General features: G+C 44.3%; 26 protein-coding genes. 21 read left to right on the forward strand and 5 right to left on the reverse strand.

Annotation, left to right across the window (positions count from 1 at the left end):
• Positions 1 to 22: 22 nt before the first annotated feature.
• From ACJJJA_RS01225 to ACJJJA_RS01250, 6 genes are all read left to right on the forward strand, one after another.
• Positions 23 to 1,246, forward strand: coding sequence for a transglutaminase domain-containing protein (locus tag ACJJJA_RS01225; RefSeq protein WP_444899412.1), 1,224 nt, complete (start codon positions 23 to 25; stop codon positions 1,244 to 1,246).
• Between the two features lie 278 nt (positions 1,247 to 1,524).
• Positions 1,525 to 2,091: an L-threonylcarbamoyladenylate synthase type 1 TsaC gene (tsaC, locus tag ACJJJA_RS01230; RefSeq protein WP_444883279.1), complete on the forward strand. Its 567-nt coding sequence runs from the start codon at positions 1,525 to 1,527 to the stop codon at positions 2,089 to 2,091.
• A 28-nt stretch (positions 2,092 to 2,119) separates the two neighbouring features.
• Entirely contained in the window at positions 2,120 to 3,025 is a 906-nt protein-coding gene (gene hemF, locus ACJJJA_RS01235) for an oxygen-dependent coproporphyrinogen oxidase (RefSeq protein ID WP_444883280.1), read from the forward strand.
• Between the two features lie 29 nt (positions 3,026 to 3,054).
• Complete coding sequence (locus ACJJJA_RS01240; RefSeq protein WP_444888969.1) at positions 3,055 to 3,507, forward strand: DUF6841 family protein; 453 nt, start codon at positions 3,055 to 3,057, stop codon at positions 3,505 to 3,507.
• A complete protein-coding gene (aroE, locus tag ACJJJA_RS01245) occupies positions 3,504 to 4,325 on the forward strand; it encodes a shikimate dehydrogenase (protein WP_444903522.1) in 822 nt (273 codons plus the stop codon). Before ACJJJA_RS01240 ends, aroE begins: the two co-directional genes overlap by 4 nt.
• Before the next feature lie 38 nt (positions 4,326 to 4,363).
• Positions 4,364 to 4,774, forward strand: coding sequence for a hypothetical protein (locus ACJJJA_RS01250; protein WP_444903523.1), 411 nt, complete (start codon positions 4,364 to 4,366; stop codon positions 4,772 to 4,774).
• Positions 4,775 to 4,827: 53 nt separating this feature from the next.
• Here the strand turns inward: ACJJJA_RS01250 and ACJJJA_RS01255 are convergent, their stop codons facing one another.
• From ACJJJA_RS01255 to ACJJJA_RS01265, 3 genes are all read right to left on the reverse strand, one after another.
• Positions 4,828 to 5,346, reverse strand: coding sequence for a hypothetical protein (locus ACJJJA_RS01255; protein WP_444903524.1), 519 nt, complete (start codon positions 5,344 to 5,346; stop codon positions 4,828 to 4,830).
• An 86-nt stretch (positions 5,347 to 5,432) separates the two neighbouring features.
• The gene (locus ACJJJA_RS01260) at positions 5,433 to 6,347 is read right to left on the reverse strand and encodes a LysR family transcriptional regulator (protein WP_444887637.1); all 915 of its coding nucleotides are present in this window, start codon (positions 6,345 to 6,347) and stop codon (positions 5,433 to 5,435) included.
• A 25-nt stretch (positions 6,348 to 6,372) separates the two neighbouring features.
• On the reverse strand, positions 6,373 to 6,927 hold the full coding sequence (locus ACJJJA_RS01265; RefSeq protein ID WP_444883284.1) for a gamma carbonic anhydrase family protein: 555 nt from the start codon (positions 6,925 to 6,927) through the stop codon (positions 6,373 to 6,375).
• A 65-nt stretch (positions 6,928 to 6,992) separates the two neighbouring features.
• Here ACJJJA_RS01265 and ACJJJA_RS01270 point away from each other — a divergent pair, with 65 nt between their 5' ends.
• Genes ACJJJA_RS01270 through ACJJJA_RS01280 form a run of 3 tightly spaced genes read left to right on the forward strand, consistent with a single transcriptional unit; the run spans position 6,993 to position 10,182 of the window.
• Positions 6,993 to 9,041 (forward strand): M3 family metallopeptidase, encoded by a 2,049-nt coding sequence (locus ACJJJA_RS01270; RefSeq protein ID WP_444903525.1) that lies wholly within the window; start codon positions 6,993 to 6,995, stop codon positions 9,039 to 9,041.
• Between the two features lie 35 nt (positions 9,042 to 9,076).
• Positions 9,077 to 9,352, forward strand: coding sequence for a YheV family putative zinc ribbon protein (locus ACJJJA_RS01275; RefSeq protein ID WP_444903526.1), 276 nt, complete (start codon positions 9,077 to 9,079; stop codon positions 9,350 to 9,352).
• The gene (locus ACJJJA_RS01280; protein WP_444883287.1) at positions 9,352 to 10,182 is read left to right on the forward strand and encodes a hypothetical protein; all 831 of its coding nucleotides are present in this window, start codon (positions 9,352 to 9,354) and stop codon (positions 10,180 to 10,182) included. The genes ACJJJA_RS01275 and ACJJJA_RS01280 overlap by 1 nt, the downstream gene beginning before the upstream one ends.
• 281 nt (positions 10,183 to 10,463) lie before the next feature.
• Here ACJJJA_RS01280 and ACJJJA_RS01285 read toward each other — a convergent pair whose 3' ends face one another.
• Positions 10,464 to 11,804: an MATE family efflux transporter gene (locus ACJJJA_RS01285; protein WP_444903527.1), complete on the reverse strand. Its 1,341-nt coding sequence runs from the start codon at positions 11,802 to 11,804 to the stop codon at positions 10,464 to 10,466.
• 740 nt (positions 11,805 to 12,544) lie between these two features.
• On the opposite strand from ACJJJA_RS01285, the gene coxB reads away from it, so the two are divergent.
• The 4 genes from coxB to ACJJJA_RS01305 are packed head-to-tail and all read left to right on the forward strand — an operon-like array spanning position 12,545 to position 16,743.
• Entirely contained in the window at positions 12,545 to 13,690 is a 1,146-nt protein-coding gene (gene coxB, locus ACJJJA_RS01290; protein WP_252084002.1) for a cytochrome c oxidase subunit II, read from the forward strand.
• An 18-nt stretch (positions 13,691 to 13,708) separates the two neighbouring features.
• The gene (gene ctaD / locus ACJJJA_RS01295) at positions 13,709 to 15,259 is read left to right on the forward strand and encodes a cytochrome c oxidase subunit I (RefSeq protein ID WP_444883290.1); all 1,551 of its coding nucleotides are present in this window, start codon (positions 13,709 to 13,711) and stop codon (positions 15,257 to 15,259) included.
• 18 nt (positions 15,260 to 15,277) lie between these two features.
• Positions 15,278 to 15,847 carry a cytochrome c oxidase assembly protein gene (locus tag ACJJJA_RS01300; RefSeq protein WP_444883291.1) on the forward strand — a complete coding sequence of 190 codons (570 nt, stop codon included), beginning with the start codon at positions 15,278 to 15,280 and terminating at the stop codon, positions 15,845 to 15,847.
• A 5-nt stretch (positions 15,848 to 15,852) separates the two neighbouring features.
• Positions 15,853 to 16,743: a cytochrome c oxidase subunit 3 gene (locus ACJJJA_RS01305; protein ID WP_252084005.1), complete on the forward strand. Its 891-nt coding sequence runs from the start codon at positions 15,853 to 15,855 to the stop codon at positions 16,741 to 16,743.
• Between the two features lie 53 nt (positions 16,744 to 16,796).
• On the opposite strand, the gene ACJJJA_RS01310 is transcribed toward ACJJJA_RS01305, so the two are convergent.
• Complete coding sequence (locus ACJJJA_RS01310) at positions 16,797 to 17,021, reverse strand: DUF2909 domain-containing protein (protein WP_252086046.1); 225 nt, start codon at positions 17,019 to 17,021, stop codon at positions 16,797 to 16,799.
• A 33-nt stretch (positions 17,022 to 17,054) separates the two neighbouring features.
• Between ACJJJA_RS01310 and ACJJJA_RS01315 the strand changes: the two genes are divergently transcribed.
• The 8 genes from ACJJJA_RS01315 to ACJJJA_RS01350 all read left to right on the forward strand — a co-directional run bounded on the left by ACJJJA_RS01315 (position 17,055) and on the right by ACJJJA_RS01350 (position 23,645).
• Positions 17,055 to 17,789, forward strand: a complete 735-nt coding sequence (locus ACJJJA_RS01315) for an SURF1 family protein (RefSeq protein WP_444903528.1) — start codon at positions 17,055 to 17,057, stop codon at positions 17,787 to 17,789.
• 10 nt (positions 17,790 to 17,799) lie between these two features.
• The gene (locus ACJJJA_RS01320; protein ID WP_444903529.1) at positions 17,800 to 18,441 is read left to right on the forward strand and encodes a redox-active disulfide-containing membrane protein; all 642 of its coding nucleotides are present in this window, start codon (positions 17,800 to 17,802) and stop codon (positions 18,439 to 18,441) included.
• 11 nt (positions 18,442 to 18,452) lie between these two features.
• A complete protein-coding gene (locus ACJJJA_RS01325) occupies positions 18,453 to 19,559 on the forward strand; it encodes a COX15/CtaA family protein (protein WP_444903530.1) in 1,107 nt (368 codons plus the stop codon).
• 43 nt (positions 19,560 to 19,602) lie between these two features.
• On the forward strand, positions 19,603 to 20,496 hold the full coding sequence (cyoE, locus tag ACJJJA_RS01330; RefSeq protein ID WP_444899403.1) for a heme o synthase: 894 nt from the start codon (positions 19,603 to 19,605) through the stop codon (positions 20,494 to 20,496).
• A gap of 3 nt (positions 20,497 to 20,499) precedes the next feature.
• The gene (locus tag ACJJJA_RS01335) at positions 20,500 to 21,183 is read left to right on the forward strand and encodes an SCO family protein (protein ID WP_444903531.1); all 684 of its coding nucleotides are present in this window, start codon (positions 20,500 to 20,502) and stop codon (positions 21,181 to 21,183) included.
• Between the two features lie 67 nt (positions 21,184 to 21,250).
• Positions 21,251 to 22,030, forward strand: coding sequence for a CPBP family intramembrane glutamic endopeptidase (locus ACJJJA_RS01340; RefSeq protein WP_444903532.1), 780 nt, complete (start codon positions 21,251 to 21,253; stop codon positions 22,028 to 22,030).
• 110 nt (positions 22,031 to 22,140) lie between these two features.
• Positions 22,141 to 23,337, forward strand: coding sequence for a dipeptidase (locus ACJJJA_RS01345; RefSeq protein ID WP_444903533.1), 1,197 nt, complete (start codon positions 22,141 to 22,143; stop codon positions 23,335 to 23,337).
• Between the two features lie 98 nt (positions 23,338 to 23,435).
• Positions 23,436 to 23,645 (forward strand): hypothetical protein, encoded by a 210-nt coding sequence (locus ACJJJA_RS01350; protein WP_444903534.1) that lies wholly within the window; start codon positions 23,436 to 23,438, stop codon positions 23,643 to 23,645.
• The last annotated feature ends 304 nt before the right edge of the window (positions 23,646 to 23,949 follow it).

The following is a 23,949-nucleotide window of genomic DNA, read 5'->3' on the forward strand; positions in this document are numbered from 1 at the left end:
TTAAAAAAAAGAAGATAAGCTTATGGATTGGATGATAAAAAAAATAACTGCCCTCTCATTTTTCACTGTTTGGCTGTCAGCTTGTTCAGTTCAACCATCTATTGTCGATTTGTTACCACCTTCAGAGTTTTCTAAAAAGCAGCTTTTATCTGGTTCTATTTTAATTGGAGAGCCTGTAAAAATTAATGATCTGCCAGAAGTTGATATTTTGGCAATAAATTCCGAAATGGAAATGTTTTTAGATGAAATAAAAGGTAAAGACGATACTGACCGGTTAAATAATTTTTTGCTAAAGTTGCAGGAAATTAATTTCTCTCTTTTTTATGAAGCTAATGCCACTTTAAATGCCTCTGAAGTGTTTTTGGAAAAGAGGGGTAACTGTATGGCCTTTAGTGCTTTTATGGTTGCCATGGTTAGGGAACTCGGAATAGAAATAAACTTTAATCAGGTATTTGTTCCAGAAACTCGATACTTGGAGGATCAGCAGACCTATGTTTATCAACACATCAATACTATTTCAGACCTAGGAAGTAAAAAACAGGTTTTGGATTTTAATTTTATTGACTACGAATCAGATTATCATGGGGAGGTGTTAGATGACTCGGAAGCATTTTCTAAATTCTATAGTAATTTATCAGTAGATTTCCTTTCAGAGAGGAACTTCAAACAGGCCTTTCTCTATATTCGTAAGGCATTATTATTGTCGCCTGATTCCTCAAATCTATGGAGTAATCTAGGTGCAATTTATCGATCTGCAGGCTACCGAAATCTGGCAATCAGCACTTATAGAGTCTCTCTAGAACTGGACAGCCATAATATGGTTGCATTGAATAATATGGAAAGGGCGCTCAGGGAGAGGGGAGATTTGGAGTCCGCCCAGATTCTCTCTAAACAGTTACAAAATTACCGTGAACAAAACCCTTACTACTGGTATGCCAGTGCTCAGGCAGCTTACTCAAAAAAAGATTACGCTTCAGCAATCCGAAACATCAAGGATGCAATTTCTCTAGAAAAAAATGACCATCGCTTTCATTACCTGCTGGGGCTTGCGCGATTCAAGTCTGGGAGTCGAGGTTATCGTAAGAATTTTCAGGAGGCTTTAATTCTGTCGGAGACAAAGTATGATCAAACGCGTTATAAGAAAAAGTTTGATGCTCTGGGAATACAAAATATTGAGCCAGTAATTCGAAATAAAGAATATAGACACCCATTCTCTCTATGGGACTGGTGGTATCTAGATACTTAAATAAGACATCATATAACAAAATAGGATGCTATTTGTATCATGAGCACAAAGTTGCCTCTGTTTTCAATTGCTGTAGGCACACCTTGTGCATGGTTGCGCAATCCGCTAGATTTTGGCGCTTGTCCCTACTTTGACAGTTGAGAGAGTTGAAATGAGCAAGCCTTTTGTAGCGATCCTGATGGGGGCCGGCCCCGATCTGCCAGTTATGAAAGCCGCCTTCGGTGTACAGGAGAAGTTAGACATTCAGCAGTGCGAAGCGAAGTAGCAGCGATACTGTCATGAGGTACTCTCCGCTTGCTGTACAGAAGGCTGCCCGTGCTCTTGCGGCGGGCGGTGTTATCGCGCACCCCACCGAGTCCGTGTGGGGCCTCGCCTGTGATCCAAATAACCTGCAGGCAGTAAGGCGCCTGCTGCGCCTGAAGAACCGCCCACTGGAAAAGGGCCTGATCCTGGTTTCCGGTGAGGAGGAAAGTTTTAGTCAGCTGCTCGACCCACTCAGCGCCGAGCAGCGCGAAAAGATGCGGGAAACCTGGCCCGGACCCGTGACTTGGCTGGTGCCCCATCGCGACCGCATACCCTATTGGGTCTGTGGCGCCCATCCCGCAGTGGCCCTGCGTCATACCGACCACTCTTTTACCGCTGCGTTAACAAGGGCTTTTGGCGGTGCTATCGTATCCACTTCTGCCAATCCGGCGGGGTGTCAACCTGCCCGGCACAAGTACCAGGTACTTCGCTATTTTGGTGATGCCCTCGACTTTGTCGGCGGTGGTTCCACCGGGGGCCGAAATTCCCCTAGTGAAATTCGCGACCTGCTCAGCGGAGAGCAGTTGCGGGCGGGCGGATGAATTCTTTAAAACGAGTTAGTGTTTCCCAATGAGTGATATTGATACCAAGGAAGTAAAGGGCTACCTGCTGGATCTACAGGATCGAATCTGCAGCGCACTGGGTAGCGAGGACGGCCTGGAGTTTCACGAAGACGCCTGGGAGAGGCCCGGCGGCGGGGGCGGTAGAACCCGGGTGTTGGAAGAGGGAAATTTAATCGAGAAAGGTGGGGTCAATTTCTCGCACGTCTATGGTGACGGCCTGCCGCCCTCTGCCACGGCCAGCCGCCCAGAGTTGGCTGGCTGCTCTTTCGAAGCGATGGGGGTTTCTTTGGTGATCCACCCGCGCAACCCCTATGTACCCACAAGTCATGCCAACGTGCGCCTGTTCGTGGCCAAAAAGCCTGGCGCCGAGCCGATCTGGTGGTTTGGTGGGGGCTATGACCTCACTCCTTACTACGGTTTCGAAGAGGATGTGGTGCATTGGCACAATACTGCAAAGAGCGCCTGTGCGCCCTTTGGTGAAGAGATCTATCCGCGCTTCAAGCAGTGGTGTGACAAGTATTTTTACCTGAAGCATCGCGATGAGGCCCGCGGAGTAGGCGGCCTTTTCTTCGATGATTTTAACGAAGGTGGTTTTGAAAACGCCTTTGCCCTAACTCGCGCCGTGGGTGATAGTTATTTGGATGCTTATCTGCCCATTATTCAAAAGCGCAAGGATACGTCTTACGGCGAACGCGAGCGGGATTTCCAGCTTTACCGCCGCGGCCGTTATGTGGAATTTAACCTGGTATTCGATCGCGGCACCTTGTTTGGCCTGCAGAGCGGTGGGCGCACCGAATCTATCCTTATGTCATTGCCCTCGCTGGTGAGTTGGAAATACGACTGGCACCCAGAAGCAGGTTCGGCGGAGGAAAAACTCTACACGGATTTTCTGCCGCATAGGGACTGGGTATAACCCCAGGTCACGCACTACGGAGGTTCGCTGTGCAACAAACGCGATTGGAAGCCATCAACTCGCTATTTTTGGATTACAGGCGTCACTTTGAGACCGGGGATGCGGAACAGATAGCGGACTATTACCGTTTTCCTCTGCATTATTACCGTGAAGATGGCAACAAACTGGCGGTAGATCGCGGCGCCTTCGTGCAGCAGGTTGAGAAGCTGCTCAACGCTTATAAGCGCCTGGAGGTATGCCAGATACTCGGCACTGTCACTGAAATCATCGAATTGAATGATTACAGCAGCTTGGCCAGTGTACGCTGGACCCTGTTACATCACAGAGAAGAAGACGATAAGACCCTCGAACTCTACAGTTCACACACACGTTACCTGCTCACTGATACCGAGCAGGGCCTTAAAGTCGACGCTTTAGTACTCGTCGATGAAAGTGCCAAGATCCGCGAGGCGGTCAGGGCGCGCAAGAGGGCCCAGTCGTGAGTGACCGCTATGCAGTGGTAGGCAATCCCGTCGACCACTCCCTGTCTCCACAAATTCACGCCGCCTTTGCCGCCCAGACCGGCGAGGACCTGGTATACGAAAAGATACTTGCCCCTCTCGATCGTTTTACTGAGTCGGTACAAACCTTTTTTGCCGAGGGTGGGCGCGGCCTCAATGTGACAGTGCCATTTAAGCTTGAAGCTTGCGAGCTGGCTGATGCGCTTACCGAGCGCGCGGCCGCTGCCGGTGCGGTGAACACCCTGGTATACGGAGAGAGTGGAAATCTGCTGGGCGACAATACCGATGGCGCCGGCTTGGTTTCAGATATCCGCAACAATCTGGGTTGGACAATTCAGGATAAGCGGGTGTTACTTCTGGGGGCCGGTGGCGCCGCCCGCGGAGCCCTATTGCCGCTGCTGGCTGAGCATCCCTCACAGCTACATATCGCTAACCGCACCGCCGCTAAAGCCTGTCAGTTAGCAGATGAGTTTTCCCACTATGGGGCTATGACTGCAGGCGGACTGGATCAGCTGTGTGGAGGTTTTGATCTGGTTATCAATGCCAGTTCGGCGAGCCTGGGTAACCAGTTGCCCCCCCTGCCTGAACACCTTTTTACAAGCACTGGTCGGGCCTATGACATGGTCTACGGTGCAAAGCCGACGCCTTTTGTACACTGGGCCCGTGAACTGGGGGTTGAAGCAGCCGATGGTCTCGGCATGCTGGTGGGGCAGGCCGCGGAAGCCTTCTATTTATGGCGCGGGGTGAAGCCCCGTGTTGAGCCGGTGTTGGCGCAGTTGCGGCGAACACTAACAGCCTGACTAATGCGGCTGAAGTTATAACAACAAAAATTAAGAGGATGCTGGTTGTGCGCGAGTGGTTGCGTAATCTCTCTATGTGCTTTGCGGTGGGTTGTTTCGGCGGCCTTTGTTATGCCCTGGGTCTGTGGGCTATGGGCAGCTACGGGTTTACCCGCTGGTTGGGGGTAGACTTGGCACCGCACCTCAGTAACGCTTATCTATACCAGCGTATCGTTTGGGGTGGGCTCTGCGGTCTGTTGTTCTTGCTCCCCTGGCGCAATGCTTGGCTATTGCGCGGTGCTTTATTATCACTGCTACCTGCCGCTTTCTTGCTGTTCTACCTCCTGCCCCAGCGTGGCTATGACTATGGCGCTTTTGTGCTGGGAACTATGACTCCGCTAGTGATCGTTCTCGCCTGTGCTATTGGCGGTATTGCCGCATCCGCGCTGCTGCGACTACAGGGTAAGTAAAGTAACTGAGGCCAGTTAGGCACCGCCGCAAGTGACTGCGGCGGCTGCTCCAATCAGGCCTCAAACTCAATTTCGATAAGGCTACAGCTCTGGGTGTGGCCCATAGCTCTCTTGATGGTGGGATATACAGAGGCGGTGGCGACGCTGACGCCCAGCTCGATTCGCTGTTTTTTATCCAGCTGCTCAGAGATACGCTGGCCTAACAACGGATCAATGTTTTTGTAACTGGCCAGCGCAGTGGCAAAGTCAAAAATATCCTTGAGAGGCTCCGGTAAATTACTGCCGCCCTGAATGCAGGCCTTTACCAGTTGCGGAGCGACATTGGCTTCCAACGCCATGCGCACATTCAATTGCAGGCAGGCACCGCAGTCCGCCACCTGCATGGCGGCCAGTTTGCTCACCCAAAAAACCTCCAGCGGTAAGAATTCCCGGTGCATCGACAGGGGCTGGAACTGTACAAATTTTTCAAAGCCCTCTGGAGACGAGCGTAAAAACTCTTTTAGATACTCCATGTCGTAGCGATATTTCTTGGAGAAGGCATCCATTTCTTGCAGCTGCTGCTGTTCTGTCATCTCTATGGCTCCTATTGCCGGTGATAGAAAGTCGGACCTCCTCGGTCCTGCAGCCAAGTTTTATCGGTATTGCTGTTAGATAAAAATTAATAACTATCGGATTTCTCGATAGGTGGGCTGTAATAATTACCGTATAGACGCCGAGCTTCCCGGGCGAACCAAAGGCCGGCTTTGCCTTGAGCTGTTTTTGCCGACCACAACAGGTCGACATCCAGACTCCAGGCGCTCAGTGCGCTGGTGAGTTTCAGCTCCACCAGTTTTCCACTCTTCAGGAAAGGGCGAGCCAACTCATAGGGCGCGTTGACCCAGCCTATGCCTTTGCAGGCCAGATCCAGGGCCTGTAGCAGGGAATCGCAGACCCAGACCTGCGACGAGAGCTGCCAGCGTTGTTGGCCCTCCTCCATGGCTGCGATTATTTGCCGGTGGCGCGCGGCCTCACGCAGAGAGCTAGGCTGCTGATGCGCCAGTGGATGGTCCGGTGTGGCCAGGCAGAGAATTTGTTGGCGTCCGAGTGTGTTGAACTCTAGTGCGCCCGGGTAGCTGCCGCCGCTTGTCACAAACGCAAAATCGGCTTCACCTTTGGCGATACTTTGCACTGCCTGATGATGACTGGAACTGCGCAGTTGCAGCTGGGTGTGGGCAAAACGCTGGCTGAAGCTTGCCAGTACATCGTTGAGGCGATCGGGCATCACCAACTCCTCAAACAGGATACGCAGCACGGGTTCCTCGCCGCGCTGGTAGGAGTCCGCGGCCTGCTGAAAACGCTGCAGCTGCCCCAGCGCTTGGCGGGCAAGCGGCAACAGGGCCATGGCCGCAGCTGTGGGGTGTGGGAATTTTCCGCTACGGTCGAAAAGGGCGAGTCCCAGGTCCAGCTCAAGATTCTGAATACAGGCACTTACCGAGGATTGAGCACGCCCCTGTTCGCGGGCAACAGCGGAGAAAGAGTCCAGCTCGCAGGCGCGTACAAAAGTATGCAATTGATCAGTATTCAGATTGAGCATGAGTGTCGAATCGCCCGGCGATGAGTTATTCAATATCCTGGCGCAGATATTGATCCTTCAGATTCACATAATTTTGCGCAGAGTAGCTAAAAAACGCCTTTTCCTTGTCGGATAACGGGCGGGCTTTGCGGCAGGGGGAACCCACATAGAGATAACCGCTCTCCAAGGTTTTGCCTGGTGGTACCAACGCGCCGGCTGCTAAAACGACCTCGTCTTCTATAACCGCACCGTCGAGTACTATGGCGCCGATACCGATCAAAATCCGGTTACCGATGCTACAGCCATGCAGGCAGGCCTTGTGGCCAATTGTGACGTCTTCGCCGATTGTCAGTGGCCACCCCTCGGGATTAAACGGCCCCGCATGGGTGATATGTAATACTGCACTGTCTTGGACACTGGTACGGGCACCTATCTGAATTCGATGCATATCCCCGCGCACCACCGCCATGGGCCATACGGAGCAATCATCACCCAGAGTGACATCGCCAATCACAGCTGACTGTGGGTCAACAAAAACACGATGGCCAAGTTGCGGGGATTTCTCGCTCGCAGAATCGTTGTGGCTGCGCAGTGGGGACATAAAGAAGCTCCTGTACAATGAATCCTCTATCATAGCTGTATCCTATTTCGAGCACAGGGTCCCGTATGTCCAATCCATTGTTGAATCTCCCTCTTCTGCCACCGTTCACCCAGCTGCAGCCCGAGCAGGTTGAGCCTGCAATTGCAAAACTCATCGGAGACTGCCAAGGGCAGTTACAAAGAGGCTTAGAGAACCCTGGCTGGGAGAGCACCTTGCAGCCACTTGAACAGGTTCAGGATCAGCTCAACCGGGCCTTCTCTCCGATCAGTCATCTCAACAGTGTACTGAGTGGTGAATGGCGAGCGCCCTATGAAGCGGCGCTTGTTCAGGTAACAGCCTATTGGACTGAGCAGGGGCAAAACCGCGAATTGTACGAGGTGTATCAACAGCTGGCGGCATCGCCTGAATTTGTGAGCTGGCCGCAGCCGCAAAAGAAATCTGTAGAGTTGGGTTTACGGGATTTCGAATTAAGTGGGGTCGGCCTGGAGGGTGAAGCTCGGGAGCGCTTTGCAGCCAATAGCAAGCGCCTGGCTGAACTTTCCAGCCAGTTCGCCAACAATGTTTTGGATGCTACCAATGCCTGGACCTGGCATACGGAAGATGAGGCAGATTTAATTGGCTTGCCGGAAACCGCTATAGCGGCGGCGAAAAGTGCGGCAAACACAAAAGGCAAAAGTGGTTGGTTGATCACCCTAGAGGGTCCGAGCTATTTGGCGGTAATGACTCATGCGGAGAACCGAGAGTTGCGCCGGTTGGTGCATACCGCATTTGTGAGCCGTGCCTCTGAGGTTGGGCCCAACGCTGGAGAATTCGACAATTCAGAAGTGATGGAATCTATCTTGGCACTTCGCGCAGAGCAGGCCCAGCTATTGGGAATGGCTAATTACGCCGAGTTATCTCTGGCCAGTAAAATGGCGCCAGATTGCGAAGGCGTATTGGAGTTTCTCAATGACCTGGCGAAGAGAGCCAAGCCCGCAGCCGAGCGGGAGATGGCTGAATTACGCGTATTTGCCAGCGAAGAGTATAAGTTAGAAGAGCTTCAACCTTGGGATATTGCTTGGGTTGCGGAAAAACTCAAGCAGCAGCGTTATGCCATTAGCCAGGAAGAGCTACGCCCTTACTTCCCTTATGCCAAGGTTCTGGAAGGTTTATTCGCCGTAGTGGAAAAGCTCTTTGGAGTTGCTGTGCAGGAAGACACTACTGTGGAAACCTGGCATAAAGATGTACAGTTTTTCTGGCTTTATCGCAATGGTGAACGTATTGCGGGCTTTTATCTGGATGCCTTCGCGCGAGAGAAAAAGCGTGGGGGTGCCTGGATGGATACTGTTGCCACACGTCGCCAAGGTGAAGAGGGCTTGCAGCTGCCTATCGCTTATTTGGTGTGTAACTTTAGCCCCGCAGTGGGAGATATGCCCTCTCTGCTAACACATTACGAAGTCACTACCTTGTTTCACGAGTTTGGCCATGGCCTGCATCACATGCTAACGCAAATTGCTATAGCTGCGGTTTCGGGTATCAATGGTGTGGCCTGGGATGCGGTAGAAATGCCCAGCCAGTTCCTGGAAAATTGGTGTTGGCAACCTGAGGCGATCGCCATGATCTCTTCTCATTACCAAACTGGAGAGCCGTTGCCTGCAGAATTACTAGAAAAAATGCTTGCGGCAAAGAATTTCCAGTCCGCTATGTTCACTGTGCGACAACTGGAGTTTGCAATTTTTGATTTTCGACTTCACGCCAGTGAAGAAGTGATGGATACGCAGAAAATTCAGCAGCTAATGTCAGAGGTACGCACCGAGGTGGCTGTAGTTCCCGTGGCTAAAGAAAATCGCTTCCAGCATGGTTTTAGCCATATTTTTGCCGGTGGCTACGCTGCAGGATATTACAGCTATAAGTGGGCAGAGGTGCTCTCAGCAGACGCCTTTTCACTATTTGAAGAAAAGGGTATTTTTGACAGTGCTACTGGCGAGAGTTTTTTGCATTCTATCCTCGAACAGGGTGGCAGCCGGGATGCTTTAGACCTGTTTGTAGAATTCCGAGGTAGAAAACCCGATGTTGATGCACTATTGCGTCACTCAGGTATTGAGCAGCTTGAATTAAATATCAGCCCGGCCTGAAAAGGCCGTTAAGTCATGCATGTTGAGCAGTAACTATGGTCGATGAGGAAAATTCCGGTGGGCATTCCAAAAAATCCAAAAAACGATTTATTGCTGGCGCTGTTTGCCCACGCTGTAGCGAGATGGATCGTATAGTCAATTACCAGGAGGATGGAAAAAATTTTCGTGAGTGTGTTTCCTGCGGATTTAAAGATGAAATACGCCTGCAGTCCGCGCCTTCTGAGCTATTAACCCGGGTTAGTACCGGGCAGAGAAAAGAGGCGAGTGAAGAACCGGTAAAATTTATTCAACCTACAAAAAAAAATAAGTAGTGAAAAAGGCAATTGTAGTTATAGCCGTGCTTGCCATTGCAATTATTGCTGGCTTGTACGGCCTAAATCATTATCGAAAAATTCAGAAACAGCAACTGGAGCAGACCTCACATCTATTGGCCAGTTGCGTCAACCAAGGACTTCTCAGCCTATTTCGTTTACAGGCAAATGATTGGCACAAGAATCCAGGCTTTGTTCTGCAACAGCAGCGATCACTTAATGAGAGTGTCGAAGGGCTACCGGAAAAGATTTTAGAGGGAAAATCCTTTAAGAAATGGGAGTATGCTGTCGATATCTGTAATAAATTAACAAGAAATAGCAATTTACAACATATTACTATTTTCAGACCGCTAGCCGACCTCGCTTCATTTGAAATGTCAGATGCTGCTACGTTTAAAAGTAGAAAGTCACTGAGAAAACGTAAGAAAACTATTGGTGCACTGAGAGAGTCAGCACAGGCAGCGGATAGATACCTGAAAGATTTACGCAGTGATATAAGTACTCAGATGAAAGTTTATAGATTTTCTGATGAAGAAAAAGAATTTATTCAAAAACAAATAAACACAGAAGTTCTGGACTATTATCAGAAAGGGAATTTTTCACTTAATAATGCCAATGTATATCTTGAAAGATTATCAACCTTTTATAAGTTGATGGCCGAAAACCCGAAAGCTTACACTGTGCGTAGTGGCAGTCTTTATTTTTATGATCGCTCTCTAAGAAGCAAAATTGATATTTTGAATCGAGCAATTTTACAAGGAGAAAGTGAGTTCTTTTCCAACTACACTCAGATTTTGGTCAGTAAGCAGATAAGAGCTTTGGGATTTTAAAAAATCGTGAGCGGGTATTAATACATTATTGTTCCCGCTCAATATTTGTCATCCTGAGATTATTATTTTTATTTCCTGAAACCATGAGTTTCATAGATCAACAAAATCCCTAAAAAAATTTATTAGACATTGATCTTCTAATGGTTTTCAATCTAATCAATTGTTGTACATCATCTCCGATATAAATTCAGTATCATACTACTCTATTCTGTATTCAGCTGAATAATTCAGCTTATTACAAGCCAGAAACCCTCTAAAACTTAATTTATAAAAGTATTAAATTATTTCTTAATCCATGTGTCGGTTACAGTGTAGTATCGAAAGTAAGCAACAAGCCCTAAAGATCGTGCGCCAATCCACAAAAAAAGACTAAACCATATGCCATGGTTTCCCCAATCTCGAGTTAACCACCAGCTTGGGAAAAAAATTAGAATAGTAGCTATAAACATAGTATTGCGCATTTGTCGGCTTTTTCCGGCGCCAATAAAAACACCATCAAGTTGGTAACTCCATACGGCTAATAGCGGCAGAGCGCAAAGCCACCAATAAACGTTATTTACTTGCTGGATCACACTAGAGAGATCTGTAAACAACTTTATTATTATTGGCTGACAAAATATCAACAATAGAGTAATAAAGAGTGCACTTCCTAAAGCCCAAATGCCTGCGGCATTAACTATTTCCTGAAATAGTTTTTTTGATTTTTTTCCTATTGATTCACCTACTAATGCCTCAGTTGCATGGGCAAAGCCATCCAGCGCGTAAGAAGTCATCATTAATAGTTGTAATAATATTGCATTGGCTGCAAGGGTGGAGTCTCCTTGGGCGGCCCCTTGAGCAGTAAAGAATGTAAATGTTAATAACAGCAGGCAGGTTCGAATAAATAAATCTGTATTGATTTGCAGTATCTCAAGCCAAGGCTTCCACTCTATCCATGGCTGAAATTGAGGGGTTTGAAGACACTTTTTTAATGCTTTCCAAATTTTAGGATTAACACGCTTAAGTAAAAACAATCCCATCAATAAGGCGAAAGTATCAGAACAAACTGTGGCTATCGCAGCGCCTTTTGCCCCTAAACCAAGACCGAGAATAAAAAGAAAATCCAAAAGGATATTGAGTATATTTGCTGCTAGCAAAATATATAGTGGAGCCCGGCTATCCTGTCGGCCTATAAAGAAACCCAGTATGGCAAAGTTAACTAGTGCAAGAGGAGCACTTATCAGACGAATCTGTAAATAAGCCACTGCATGTGGGCTGGCTGCACTACTGGCATTCATCCAACCAACAATATTGTCTAGCAAAGGATAGGTAATAATCTGAAGTAGTATCCCTAATGCCATTGCCAATAGTACTGCTCTTAGCAACCATTCAACACCACCATCTTGACTGCGTGCAACGACACCAGTGGTGCCCATGCGAAGAAAACCGAAGGCCCAAAGCAGCATTGTCATAACACTTGCGCCAATGGCTACTCCAGAGAGGTAAACGGCCGAAGAAAGGTGACCGAGAATTGCGGTATCTACTGCCCCAAGTAAAGGAACTGAAATATTACTAAGAATCATAGGCCAGGCAAGATTCCAAACCCGACTCATGCTTCTTGAATCAATTGTTAGGTACTTCATAGGGGCTACTTATGATTAATAACTGTAAGAAAAAAAACGTATCAGTTTGGAGTTTTGTCTGATGTATTTTAAGAGGGATTAGTATCGTTTTGGCGCATAAATCTACTGTTACTAAGCTGTCGATTATACCTTATTGTTCAATTTGATGATTGTTGAAGGCAGGATTGGACAGAAGGGAGCAATAAAGGAGAGCAATTTTATACAAGCAATAAAGTGGTACTGAAGTGGAGAGTCTGTGTGAATGCACAACGCAAATAATCTTTTTAATACAAATTAATCGTCCCGGGACAACAGAACTTGAGCTTATTGCAAAATAGGAGTTATATCATCAAATAATGATTAAATTTATTTGAAATTTCCTATGCAGGAAGCTGGTTTGAGCATAATTTATCGCTATAAGGCCTGATTGACTTTTCATTGACAATATGTTCCTGTTGTACCTGCAGTAGTTGCGACAAATAAAGAAACACAGGTTGTTGGTTGTACCTTCCGGGCGACGACATCTGAAGTAAAAATTTTTTTACTAAAATAACAAGTTGCACTGACGGCAGTAATGCGGGGATGTCACCTCGTCCAGTGTATGTAGTCTTGTGTTACTACAGTATGTCCAAAATTATTGAGTGGATTTAACCCTGTAACAGTATATAGACAGGGCTATTTCAGCTATCCGTGAAGGCCGGCGGCCAAAAATAAAATTCGGGTTTTCGAAGGAAACCCGCAACCACGGAGATCTGTAGGCGATGTTGAGAGGCTTTGATCGGCTGTTCGCCTTGCTGGCCGCTTCGCTATCTGTCCAATCCGTACTGGCGGAAGAGCAGGCTGTTGAGCGCTGGGGGGTCAATATGCCCAAAGGGGTGACAGAAGTTGCCCAAACGACCTATGAATTACACATGCTGATTTTCTGGATTTGTGTAGCCATTGGTGCTCTTGTATTTGGTGTCATGTTTTACAGTATGTGGCGTCATCGTAAGAGTAAGGGGTACAAGGCTGCACAGTTTCATGAAAGTACAGCTGTGGAGCTGGTGTGGACAATAATTCCCACTGTCATTTTGATTCTCATGGCTATTCCTGCGACCAAAACCCTCTATGAGATCTATGATACCGATAAAGCGGATCTAGATATCATGATTACGGGGTATCAGTGGAAGTGGAAATACGACTACATTGGTTCGGATGTTACTTTTTTCTCAAATCTCTCAACCCCACGCAGCCAAATTAATAACGAACAGCCAAAAAGCCCAAACTATCTATTGGAAGTTGATGAACCCTTGGTTGTTCCTATTAAGAAAAAAATTCGATTCTTAATTACTGCCAATGATGTGATTCATGCTTGGTGGGTACCTGACTTAGCTGTAAAAAAAGATGCTATTCCAGGTTTCATTAATGAATCCTGGACACGTATTGAAGAGCCTGGAATTTATCGTGGGCAATGTGCAGAACTCTGTGGCAAAGATCATGGATTTATGCCGATCGTGGTAAAAGCTGTTCCCCAAGAAGAGTACAACGCTTGGCTGGATGGGCGAGTTGCTTCTGCAGTAAAAATGCGCGAGCTTACGGGAAAAACTTTTACTTTTGATGAGCTTTTTGCACAAGGGGAAAAAGTCTACAACAGCATGTGTGCAGCCTGTCATCAGCCAAATGGAAAAGGGGTTCCCGGCGTATTTCCAGCGATTGCCGGATCAAAAATTGCGACAGGTCCCCTGAATACCCATCTTGACATAGTCATTGATGGATCACAGGTAAACCCTGCCATGCAAGCATTTGGAGAACAGTTATCTGAGGTGGATATAGCCGCAGTGATAACTTATCAACGCAATGCCTTTGGTAATGAAATGGGCGATACGGTTCAGCCCGTTGATATCCTTAATTTTAAGAATAAGCAGTAAGCGCTAGGGGATTTTAACATGGCACACGGACCTCAATCTGGCTTGAAACGCTGGCTATATACCACAAATCACAAAGATATTGGTACTTTGTATCTTTGGTTCAGCTTTGCAATGTTTTTCCTGGGTGGCTGTATGGCACTCATTATACGAGCTGAGCTTTTCGAGCCTGGGCTACAAATCGTACAGCCAGAATTTTTTAATCAAATGACGACCATGCATGGGTTAATCATGGTCTTTGGGGCGGTAATGCCGGCATTTGTCGGGCTAGCAAACTGGATGGTACCGATGATGATCGGCGCTCCGGATATGGCATTACCACGGATGAATAATTGGAGCTTTTGGATTTTACCTTTCGGTTTTGCAATGTTGGCATCGACCTTATTTATGGAGGGGGGAGCACCTAACTTTGGTTGGACATTCTATGCCCCCTTGTCGACAGAATATGCACCACCGAGCGTCACGTTTTTTATATTTTCCATTCATATTCTGGGTGCATCTTCCATTATGGGAGCCATTAATATCATAGCGACCATTCTGAATATGCGTGCTCCAGGCATGACTTTAATGAAAATGCCACTTTTCGTCTGGACCTGGTTGATCACTGCTTATCTTCTAATCGCAGTGATGCCAGTACTAGCTGGTGTAGTGACGATGATGCTGATGGATATCCACTTTGGTACCAGTTTCTTCAGTGCTGCAGGTGGTGGTGACCCAGTTCTATTCCAGCATGTTTTCTGGTTCTTTGGGCACCCAGAGGTATACATCATGATCTTGCCTGCATTCGGTATTATTTCGGCGATCATTCCCACTTTTACGCGTAAACCACTATTTGGATATAGTTCTATGGTTTATGCCACAGCTGCCATTGCATTCCTCAGCATGATTGTGTGGGCTCACCATATGTTTACAGTGGGTATGCCTATAGCCGGCGAGCTGTTCTTTATGTATGCCACCATGCTGATTTCAGTACCCACGGGTGTGAAAATTTTTAATTGGGTTTCTACCATGTTTAGAGGCTCCATGACATTTGAAACCCCCATGTTGTTCGCTATAGCTTTTATTATTCTGTTTGCCATTGGCGGATTCTCAGGATTGATGTTGGCCATTGCCCCAGCGGATTTCCAGTATCATGATACCTACTTTGTAGTTGCCCATTTCCATTACGTACTGGTTCCTGGGGCTATTTTTTCCATTACGGCAGGGGTTTATTACTGGTTGCCCAAGTGGACAGGGAATATGTACAACGAAACTATGGGGAAAGTGCATTTCTGGTTAGCTTTCATCGGATTGAATTTAACCTTTTTCCCGATGCATTTTGTCGGTCTGGCGGGTATGCCCAGAAGAATTCCAGACTACGCACTACAATTCGCTGACTTTAATCAGATGGCCAGTATGGGGGCATTTCTTTTCGGTGCGGCTCAGGTGGTATTCCTCTTTAATGTGGTACGTACAGTCATGGGTGGTAAAAAAGCCACTGATAAAGTATGGGATAACCCGGAGGGGTTGGAATGGACGGTGCCATCACCGGCTCCCTATCACACCTTTAGTACCCCTCCGGTTATTCGTTAATTTCTGGTTCTTGTGCCGATGAAATTTAGCGAAAATACGAAAGTTTCTGCGAAATTGCTGGCGCTTGCCGCCAGCATGCTGGTGTTCGCCATATTCGTGATGCCACCACTTTATGATGCTTTTTGCGAGATTACTGGTTTGAATGGTAAAACTGGCGGGCGTTACGAAGCGGTCCCTGCTGCTATCGATACCAGCAGGTCTATCACCGTTCAGTTTATTGCGAGTAATAACGACAATATGCCTTGGAAGTTTTCTCCCAGTGTAATGTCGGTGGAAGTCCATCCAGGTGAGGTTATGGATACCGTTTTTATCGCTTTTAATCCTACTGGAAGGGATATGATCGGTCAGGCCATTCCCAGCTTGGTTCCTTTTAAAGCCGCGGAATACTTTCATAAAACTGAATGTTTTTGCTTCAATCAGCAAATTTTAAAAGCGGGTGAACAGGCAGAGTTACCATTGCGATTTATCGTTGATCCCGAGATTCCTAACAGTGTAAATACCATAACCCTTTCCTACACGCTGTTCGATGTTACGGAAAGAATTTCTAAAAATATCGAAAAAAATAACGAGCCCGAGCGAGAGGGATAAAATTCATGGCTAGTGAAAGCAGTTATTATGTTCCAGAACAATCCAAGCTGCCGATATTTGCCACTATAGGTTTGTTTTTAATTGCCTTTGGTGCTGCGAATTGGATCAATGGTGGTAGCTCCTATATTTTCTTTACCGGTGCGCTGGCTTTGGCAGCAGTCTTATGGTTCTGGTTTGCAGCGGTAATCAGAGAAAATATGGCTGGTCTGAACAGTGAACAGTTAAAGAGATCTTATGTCTGGGGAATGGGATGGTTTATTTTCTCTGAGGTTATGTTTTTTGCTGCATTTTTTGGGGCCCTATACTACATAAGAAATTTCTCTGTTCCTTGGTTAGCTGGAGAAGGCGATAATGGAATATCCAACATGTTGTGGGAGGGGTTTGAGAATACTTGGCCTCTCTATGTGACTCCGGATGCAGCAGCTCATGGCGATACAGCACAATTTATAGGACCTAAAGATGTTATTGATCCATGGCATTTACCTCTTTGGAATACAATAATTCTTTTATCTTCCAGCGTTACCGTACATTTCGCTCATGTGTTTCTTAAAAAAGGGGAGCGTGGGAAATTTAATCTGTGGTTGGGAGGAACTGTTCTACTAGGTTTCATATTTTTATATCTTCAGGCGCAAGAATACTATGAAGCCTATCAACATCTTGGACTCACTTTAGAGTCAGGCATTTATGGCACAACTTTTTTCATGTTGACGGGTTTCCATGGAGCTCATGTAACTCTGGGAACGATAATGCTGCTCATAATGTTGTTACGTTCTGTAATCGCACATCATTTCAAACCTAATGATCATTTTGGCTTTGAAGCAGCAAGCTGGTACTGGCATTTTGTAGATGTTGTCTGGGTTGGCTTATTTATTTTTGTATATGTGCTAGGTGCATAATTTATAAGTACATAGGATTCGCCTCAGGTTGAATTAACTTGAGGCGATATAAACTAATATTTATCTGTCCAGGGGGCAGTATTAGCCAAAATGCCGCTTTCGAAGCCATACCAGATGGCTAATAAAAGAAGTGCGGCAAGAGAAATCCGTATACCTAAAGCATAAAGAGTACGTTTAGACTGGGGAGCACCCATATCTCGCAGTAGAAAAAATAAAGCACTGGATAGGCTCACCAGTATCGCGAGAAAAAGAACGACTATAACGATTTTGAGCCACATATAATTATTTTCCATTATTTTATGTAGTAGCACATGACAGTAGAGATACCATCAGTTTCTTCAGATAATACCAGTGTATCATTGATTCGTAACTGGTCGATCACCCTGTTTTCTTTTGGGTTTATTCCAGTTTTTGTGTTGTTGGGATTTTGGCAGCTCGGTAGAGCTGATGATAAGAGAATCATAGATTTAGAAATCAATTCAAGATTGTCATCCCAACCAGAAAATCTACATTTAGTTACGAATTTAAAAAGATTTCTGCCTGTAAAATTTGATGGAAATTATTCTGATGAATATTTCTTATTGGATAATCGAACTCGCACTGGAAAGGTAGGGTATGAGGTTCTTCAAGTCTTTATATCTGATGAACAGAGATGGCTAATAAATCGAGGCTGGATTCCATTTTCAGCTAGCCGGGATGTAATGCCTGAAGTTAATTACCCTAAAAATAAGATAAAAATCAATGGGTTTTTATACCCGGTTGAAAACTTAAAATCTATAGAGACTAAAGAAAAAATAATAAATCGTAGAATACAGATTGTTAATAAAGAAATTGTTCAAAATATGACGCTCAGTAATAACAACTGGATCGTTAGGTTAAGTGCTGACTCAGACTCAGCATTCATAACTGATTGGCAATTAGTAAATAGCAGCGTGGATCGACATATCGCTTATGCGATTCAATGGTTTGCTATGGCTACAGCTTTATTTTTTCTTTGGTTTTTTACTGCTACCAATTTTATAAAAGTAAATAAAATAAATAATTAGGGGTATGATAATGGAAGGAAGAGAAGGGTCCTCCACTCTGCAAGAAAATGGAGAAATAAAAACAAATTCTTCTTCAAAAAAAATACAGATATTTTCTATTGCAGCATCGGTATTTCTACCGATTGTTGCAGCTTATATAGTGTTTTATACGGGAGTGGGAATACCTGATGGAACAACTAATCAAGGTGAGTTACTTCAACCACCGATTAATTTTAATGATTTAAAAATATCTTCACTTGAAGAGGAGACACAGTTAATTGGGGGGGAACACCAAAAGTGGAGATATCTCATTATAAGTCCTTCAGACTGTGGTGAGGACTGTGAAAAACTATTATATACCAGTCGCCAAGTGCATATCCGATTGGGTGAGAAAGCCAGCCGAGTTGAGAGGCTTCTTGCAACTCATCATTCCATGACTGAAGAAAAAAAAGAAAAACTACAGTTAGAACATCCTCGTCTAAAGATTTTCAGATTGAATGACAATAGCGTAAATACGCTACATGAACTGACCGACCATAAAAAAATTGATGATGTTAAAGCAATATTAATAGATCAGGAAGGGTTCGCAATGATGATCTATGACAACCAACATAGTGGTAATCAACTATTGAAAGATATCAAACGCCTGTTGAAGTACTCCTATGAAAAATAATGGAGAGTGACATGGAATCGTCAGAAAAAAAGAAAATAAAGCAACCTATAAAAGAGCAATTTGGTTGGCGTTTGAAGTTAACATTGGCTGGATGTGTCTTAGCCATAATTGTTGTTACTTTAGGAGCATTTACTAGGCTTGTTGATGCTGGGTTGGGCTGCCCCGATTGGCCTGGTTGTTACGGCCATCTTACTTGGCCAGATAAAAATCATGAAATTCAAGCGGCTAACTATGCATTTCCAGATACACCTGTAGATACTAGCAAAACTTGGCCTGAAATGGTGCATAGATACTTTGCAGGCATCCTGCTTTTATTAGTCGCTTCACTTGTTTACATATCCTGGCGTAATCCTAAACAACGCACTTTTAAACAGATACATTTTTTGATGGCCCTGATTACTTTGCAAGCGGCTTTCGGTATGTGGACTGTCACCTTGAAGTTATGGCCTCAGGTTGTCACTGCGCACTTACTAGGAGGAATGGCAACATTATCTATGCTGTGGTTACTCGTAGAAAGAATGAGATATGACAAATTATCAGGTCAATTTAAAAATTACCGTAAACTTCATAATTTATTACCACTTGCCGTTTTGACTGCTATAGCAGTAGTTGTTCAGATAGCCTTGGGAGGCTGGACGAGTTCAAATTATGCTGCACTTGCCTGTCCAGACTTCCCCTCGTGTCATGGAGAGTGGCTTCCTAAAGCTGATTTTAAGGAAGGGTTTAATATCCTCCAACAAATTGGGCCAAATTATTTAGGTGGTGCTTTGGAAAGTGATGCACGTACGGCTATTCACTTTATTCATCGTATCGGCGCTTTAATCGTGACCGGACTAGTCCTTAGCCTTTCATTTTTTTCCTGGAAAGCTGGTGAGTATCGTTGGGCCCTTATATTGATTGCTTTGATAGGGATGCAGGTAAGTTTGGGTGTCGCAAATGTAATCATGTTTTTACCACTATCAATTGCTGTTGCTCATAATGCCGGTGCCGCATTTCTATTATTAGGTATTTTAACTTTCTGTTATCGTATTTACTCAGCTGGCTCTATTGAAGTACGAGAAAATAATTCTAAAAAAAATAGAATTATAAAAGATTCAGAATTGGCTGCTGAGTTGTAATGATCTATGTCTTATCAAGGAAGAATTAGAAAAGAAGAATATTATGGCTATACAAACTGCTAAATTGAGCTTCACTAACTGGCGTGATTATTATGAACTGACTAAACCCAGAGTAGTCATGCTGATGATTCTTACATCTCTGATTGGTATGTTGTTAGCTGTTCCAGGAATGGTTCCGTTAGAAATTTTAATATTGGGTAATTTAGGTATTGCCCTTTGCGCTGGTAGCGCTGCAGCGATTAATCATCTGGTTGATCGTTACATTGATACAAAAATGGCGCGTACTAGCAATCGCCCAGTTGCAAGAGGAAGGGTTGAGCCACGCAAGGCCATACTATTTTCTCTGTTTCTGGGTATTCTTGGTATGGCAGTGTTAATGGTATTTGTGAATGTCTTAACTGCTTGGTTAACACTGATATCTCTGATTGGTTACGCTGTTATTTACACTATGTTTTTAAAGCATGCCACACCTCAGAATATTGTCATTGGCGGACTCGCTGGTGCAGCACCGCCACTACTCGGCTGGACAGCGGTAACTAATGAAATTCATCCACATGCCCTGTTACTGGTACTGATCATATTTGCCTGGACACCTCCGCACTTTTGGGCACTAGCAGTGCATAGGAAAGAGGATTACGCCAGAGCAAAAGTTCCGATGCTTCCAGTTACTCACGGTGTTCCATACACAAATCTGCATATTTTACTTTATACATTTATTTTATTTGCAGTTAGCTTACTTCCTTTTGCGACTGCAATGTTAGGTTGGTTGTATCTTCTTGGGGCGGTGGTGCTAGGTCTTGGGTTTATATATTGGAGTTTGGTAATGCTACGGGGTCGAGACCCCAATGCGGGAATCGAAACCTTTAAGTATTCTATTATTTATCTGATGGCTTTATTTTGCATTATGTTGTTGGACCACTATTTAATATCGGTGTAAAAAATGACTAATGTTCATAAGATGGCTGAGCCTAAATTCATACAACGCCAAAAGCGTGGTGTTCGAATAACGATTACCGTTTTACTGATGTTTATTGTGGCAGTTTTGGTTGGCTTTGTTCATAAGTTAAGTCAGCCAAGGATATTAAGTGATTCTGAGCTTCGCATAAATGGTGCCGTGAAATTACAGCGAGCAAGAATTTTAGATAATTTTCAGTTAATCACTGATACAGGCAGTGCATTTGAAACAAAGAATATGAAAGGCCAATGGACTTTCATATTCTTTGGATTTACCCATTGTCCCGATGTTTGCCCTACAACTCTGTCGAGTCTCAATAGTTTCTATAAACTCCTTGATGAAGATATTCGTGCAGATACCGATGTTATTTTAGTTTCGGTTGATCCTGCCAGAGATAAACCACTGATTTTACATGATTATGTTCGATATTTTAATAATGATTTTCGCGGTGTTACTGGTAATTTCATAGAAATAAAGCGTTTTGCTAGTCAACTTAATGTTCCTTTTAATAAAGTTATTCTGGAAAATAATGATTATACGATGGATCATGGTTCTCAAGTTGTATTAATAAATCCCCTTGGACATTACCATGCTTTCTTTAGAGCTCCACTAGATCCGGCAAAAATGAAATTAACCTATCGTTCAATTCGTGCCACTTTTAATGGTTAATTTACATATTGGTGTATTCTCATAAATTACTCTTTGACCTGTGTATACTTAGATGTAAGGAAGTAAAGTGCAGTTGAAAAGCCTTGACAAGGTTCACTCAACGGATGTTTCTAAAGTCCCTTGGGGTGCACCACTTATATTATCCTTATGTATTATTCCTTTTGGCTGGGCTGGCTTTCTTGCACCTCTTACCTGGATCGCTTTAACCTCACTTGAAATATGTCGAGGGTGGAGGCGTGCGGCTTTATATTTTGTTTGTATTGCCCTTATGCTGTTGGCCGGCTTTAATATCATTCCTGGTAGTGAGCGAATTCAAATTTTAACTCCCTACTCAGATAGTGCAGGGAATTTGATATATGCGAGTTTCAATAGTGGTAAAGCATTAGTTGCTATTGGCTTACTCGCTTTTATGCTTCGTCAAAAACAAACCGTACGACCTATCGATTTATTTTTTTTAATAATTACTATTGCTATTCCAATCGCTATTGGGTTGGTTTTGTATGGTCCTTCGGTAAAAATATCTAATACAATATTAATAGCAGCAGTTATCAATCTTTTAGTCGTATGTATTAGTGAGGAAGGCTTTTTTCGCTGGGTGTTACAAAGAGGATTAGAAGAAACCCTTGCTGAGTGGCGATGGCTTTCTGTTCCAATAGTCACAGTTATTTTTACCATGCTTCATGTTGGGTGGTCTGCAGATACTTCAGCAGTTATTCTACTCGGTTTAGCCTCTTTTTGTTATGCAATTCTCTGGTATTTACGTAGAAATTTTTGGCTTTGTGTGATGGCTCACTGGGCGGTCAATGTATTTCATATGTTATTACTCCCTTATCCTCTTCCTGCTTAAAACTGAAAAGTGATAATAATCTATCCAAGATATTCGTTGAAGCGTACTGATAATGTTCAAGTTTTTACCGCAGATCTTATTCACGTTTACCATTTGATTGGGAGATTCTTATGAAAAAATGCTTGGTTTTTATTTTGATATTCTTGTCGGCTTGCGATGAGTGGAATGTTGAAAATCACCATGCACTTGCGAACAAACTTGTACTGGAAAATATGTTAGTGGATGGTCATATAGATGTTCCATATAGGTTGTCGAAAGAAAATGTTGATGTTGGTTCCAGCGTAGAAGGGGGAGACTTTGATTATCATAGGGCCATTAAAGGTGGTTTAAACGCTCCTTTTATGTCGATCTACATACCTGCTGAAAAGGAAATTGATGGAACTGCTAAGGATTATGCAGACCAGCTGATTACTAATGTCGAGACATTGGTAGAAATGCATCCCGAAAAATTTGCGATTCCTAAATCTTTAAAAGAATTAAAAGCTCAAGTTGAGCAGGGTAAAATTTCACTGCCTCTGGGCATGGAAAATGGTGCAGGTGTTGACGAAAGCTTAGATAATTTAAGGCATTTTTATAACCGCGGGGTTCGCTATATTACCCTAACCCACTCTAAGAGTAATCATATCTCGGATTCTTCCTATGATGAGTCAAGGCCGTGGAAAGGATTGAGTGAGTTTGGTAAGGATCTAGTGAGAGGGATGAATGCACTAGGTATTATGATTGATGTGTCCCATATTTCTGATGAGGCCTTTTGGCAGGTAATGGAAATTTCATCAGTTCCTGTAATCGCCTCACATTCCTCAGCGAGACATTTCACCCCAGGTTTTGAGCGCAATATGAGCGATGCAATGATAACTGCGCTTGCAAAGCAGGGAGGGTTGATTATGGTCAATTTTGGCTCAACATTTATTAGTGCTAAATCTAGAGATTCCTATAACTCAATTAGTCGGCTGACTGAAAAATATATTAAAGAAAATAACTTAGATATACATAGTCCGGAAGTTGAAAAATATACGGAAACGTTACATCAGGATATGTTTGTCTATGCCGATTTAAGTGATGTACTTGATCACTTTGATCATATTCGCGATTTAGTTGGTGTTGACCATATTGGAATAGGCTCAGATTTTGATGGTGTTGGTGACAGTTTACCTGTTGGGCTGAAAGATGTTTCAGAATATCCAAACCTTGTCTTTGGTTTACTTGAACGAGGTTATAGTGAAGAAGACATCAAAAAGATCCTCGGGGGTAATCTACTGAGAATCTGGCAAAGTAATGAAGAGCATGCGACTTCACAAAGGCACTGATTTAGACATTGGCCTCAAGTTGGTGAGCTATGCTTTTAGCAATTTTATAAATTTTACTGTCGAACCTGAACACAGGTCTTTTGAAGAGATTAATTTGTATGTTTCATCGGCTGAGGAAAGCGCGGCTTTTTCTTGGTTGGTTTGGTCTTTTAATTGCTATGCCATTTTTTCTTTGGGGATTGGCAGGTGTGCTAAATATTGTTCCATCAATGATTCAATATTTTGGGGTCCAAGGGATAGGTATTCCCGCGATGATTACAATATCAGGATTTTTATTAGCTGCGGTAGGGTTTTGGCACTATGATTAAATTTGGCGGTTAAATCAATGTTGAAGGCATCTGATTTCTTTATTTTATTAGCTGTTCTGATCTCATTTTTTTTGTCTGGGTACTTATGGTTTAACGGCTATAAGGAACAGGGTATTTTTACTGCCTTATGGGTGCCCAGTATTTTAAGTTTTGGCATCTACTTTAAAGTATCAGCCCTTCTGGCAAGAAGATAAAAGCTATGTCTGATACATTAATTTTGATAATAGGAATTGGCGTATCTATCTGTCTATTAATAGGGGTAGGGCTGACTATCTATGAATTCCATAAGGCGGGTTATGAGCCA

Source organism: Microbulbifer mixtoriginis (SeqCode) (assembly GCF_052466865.1).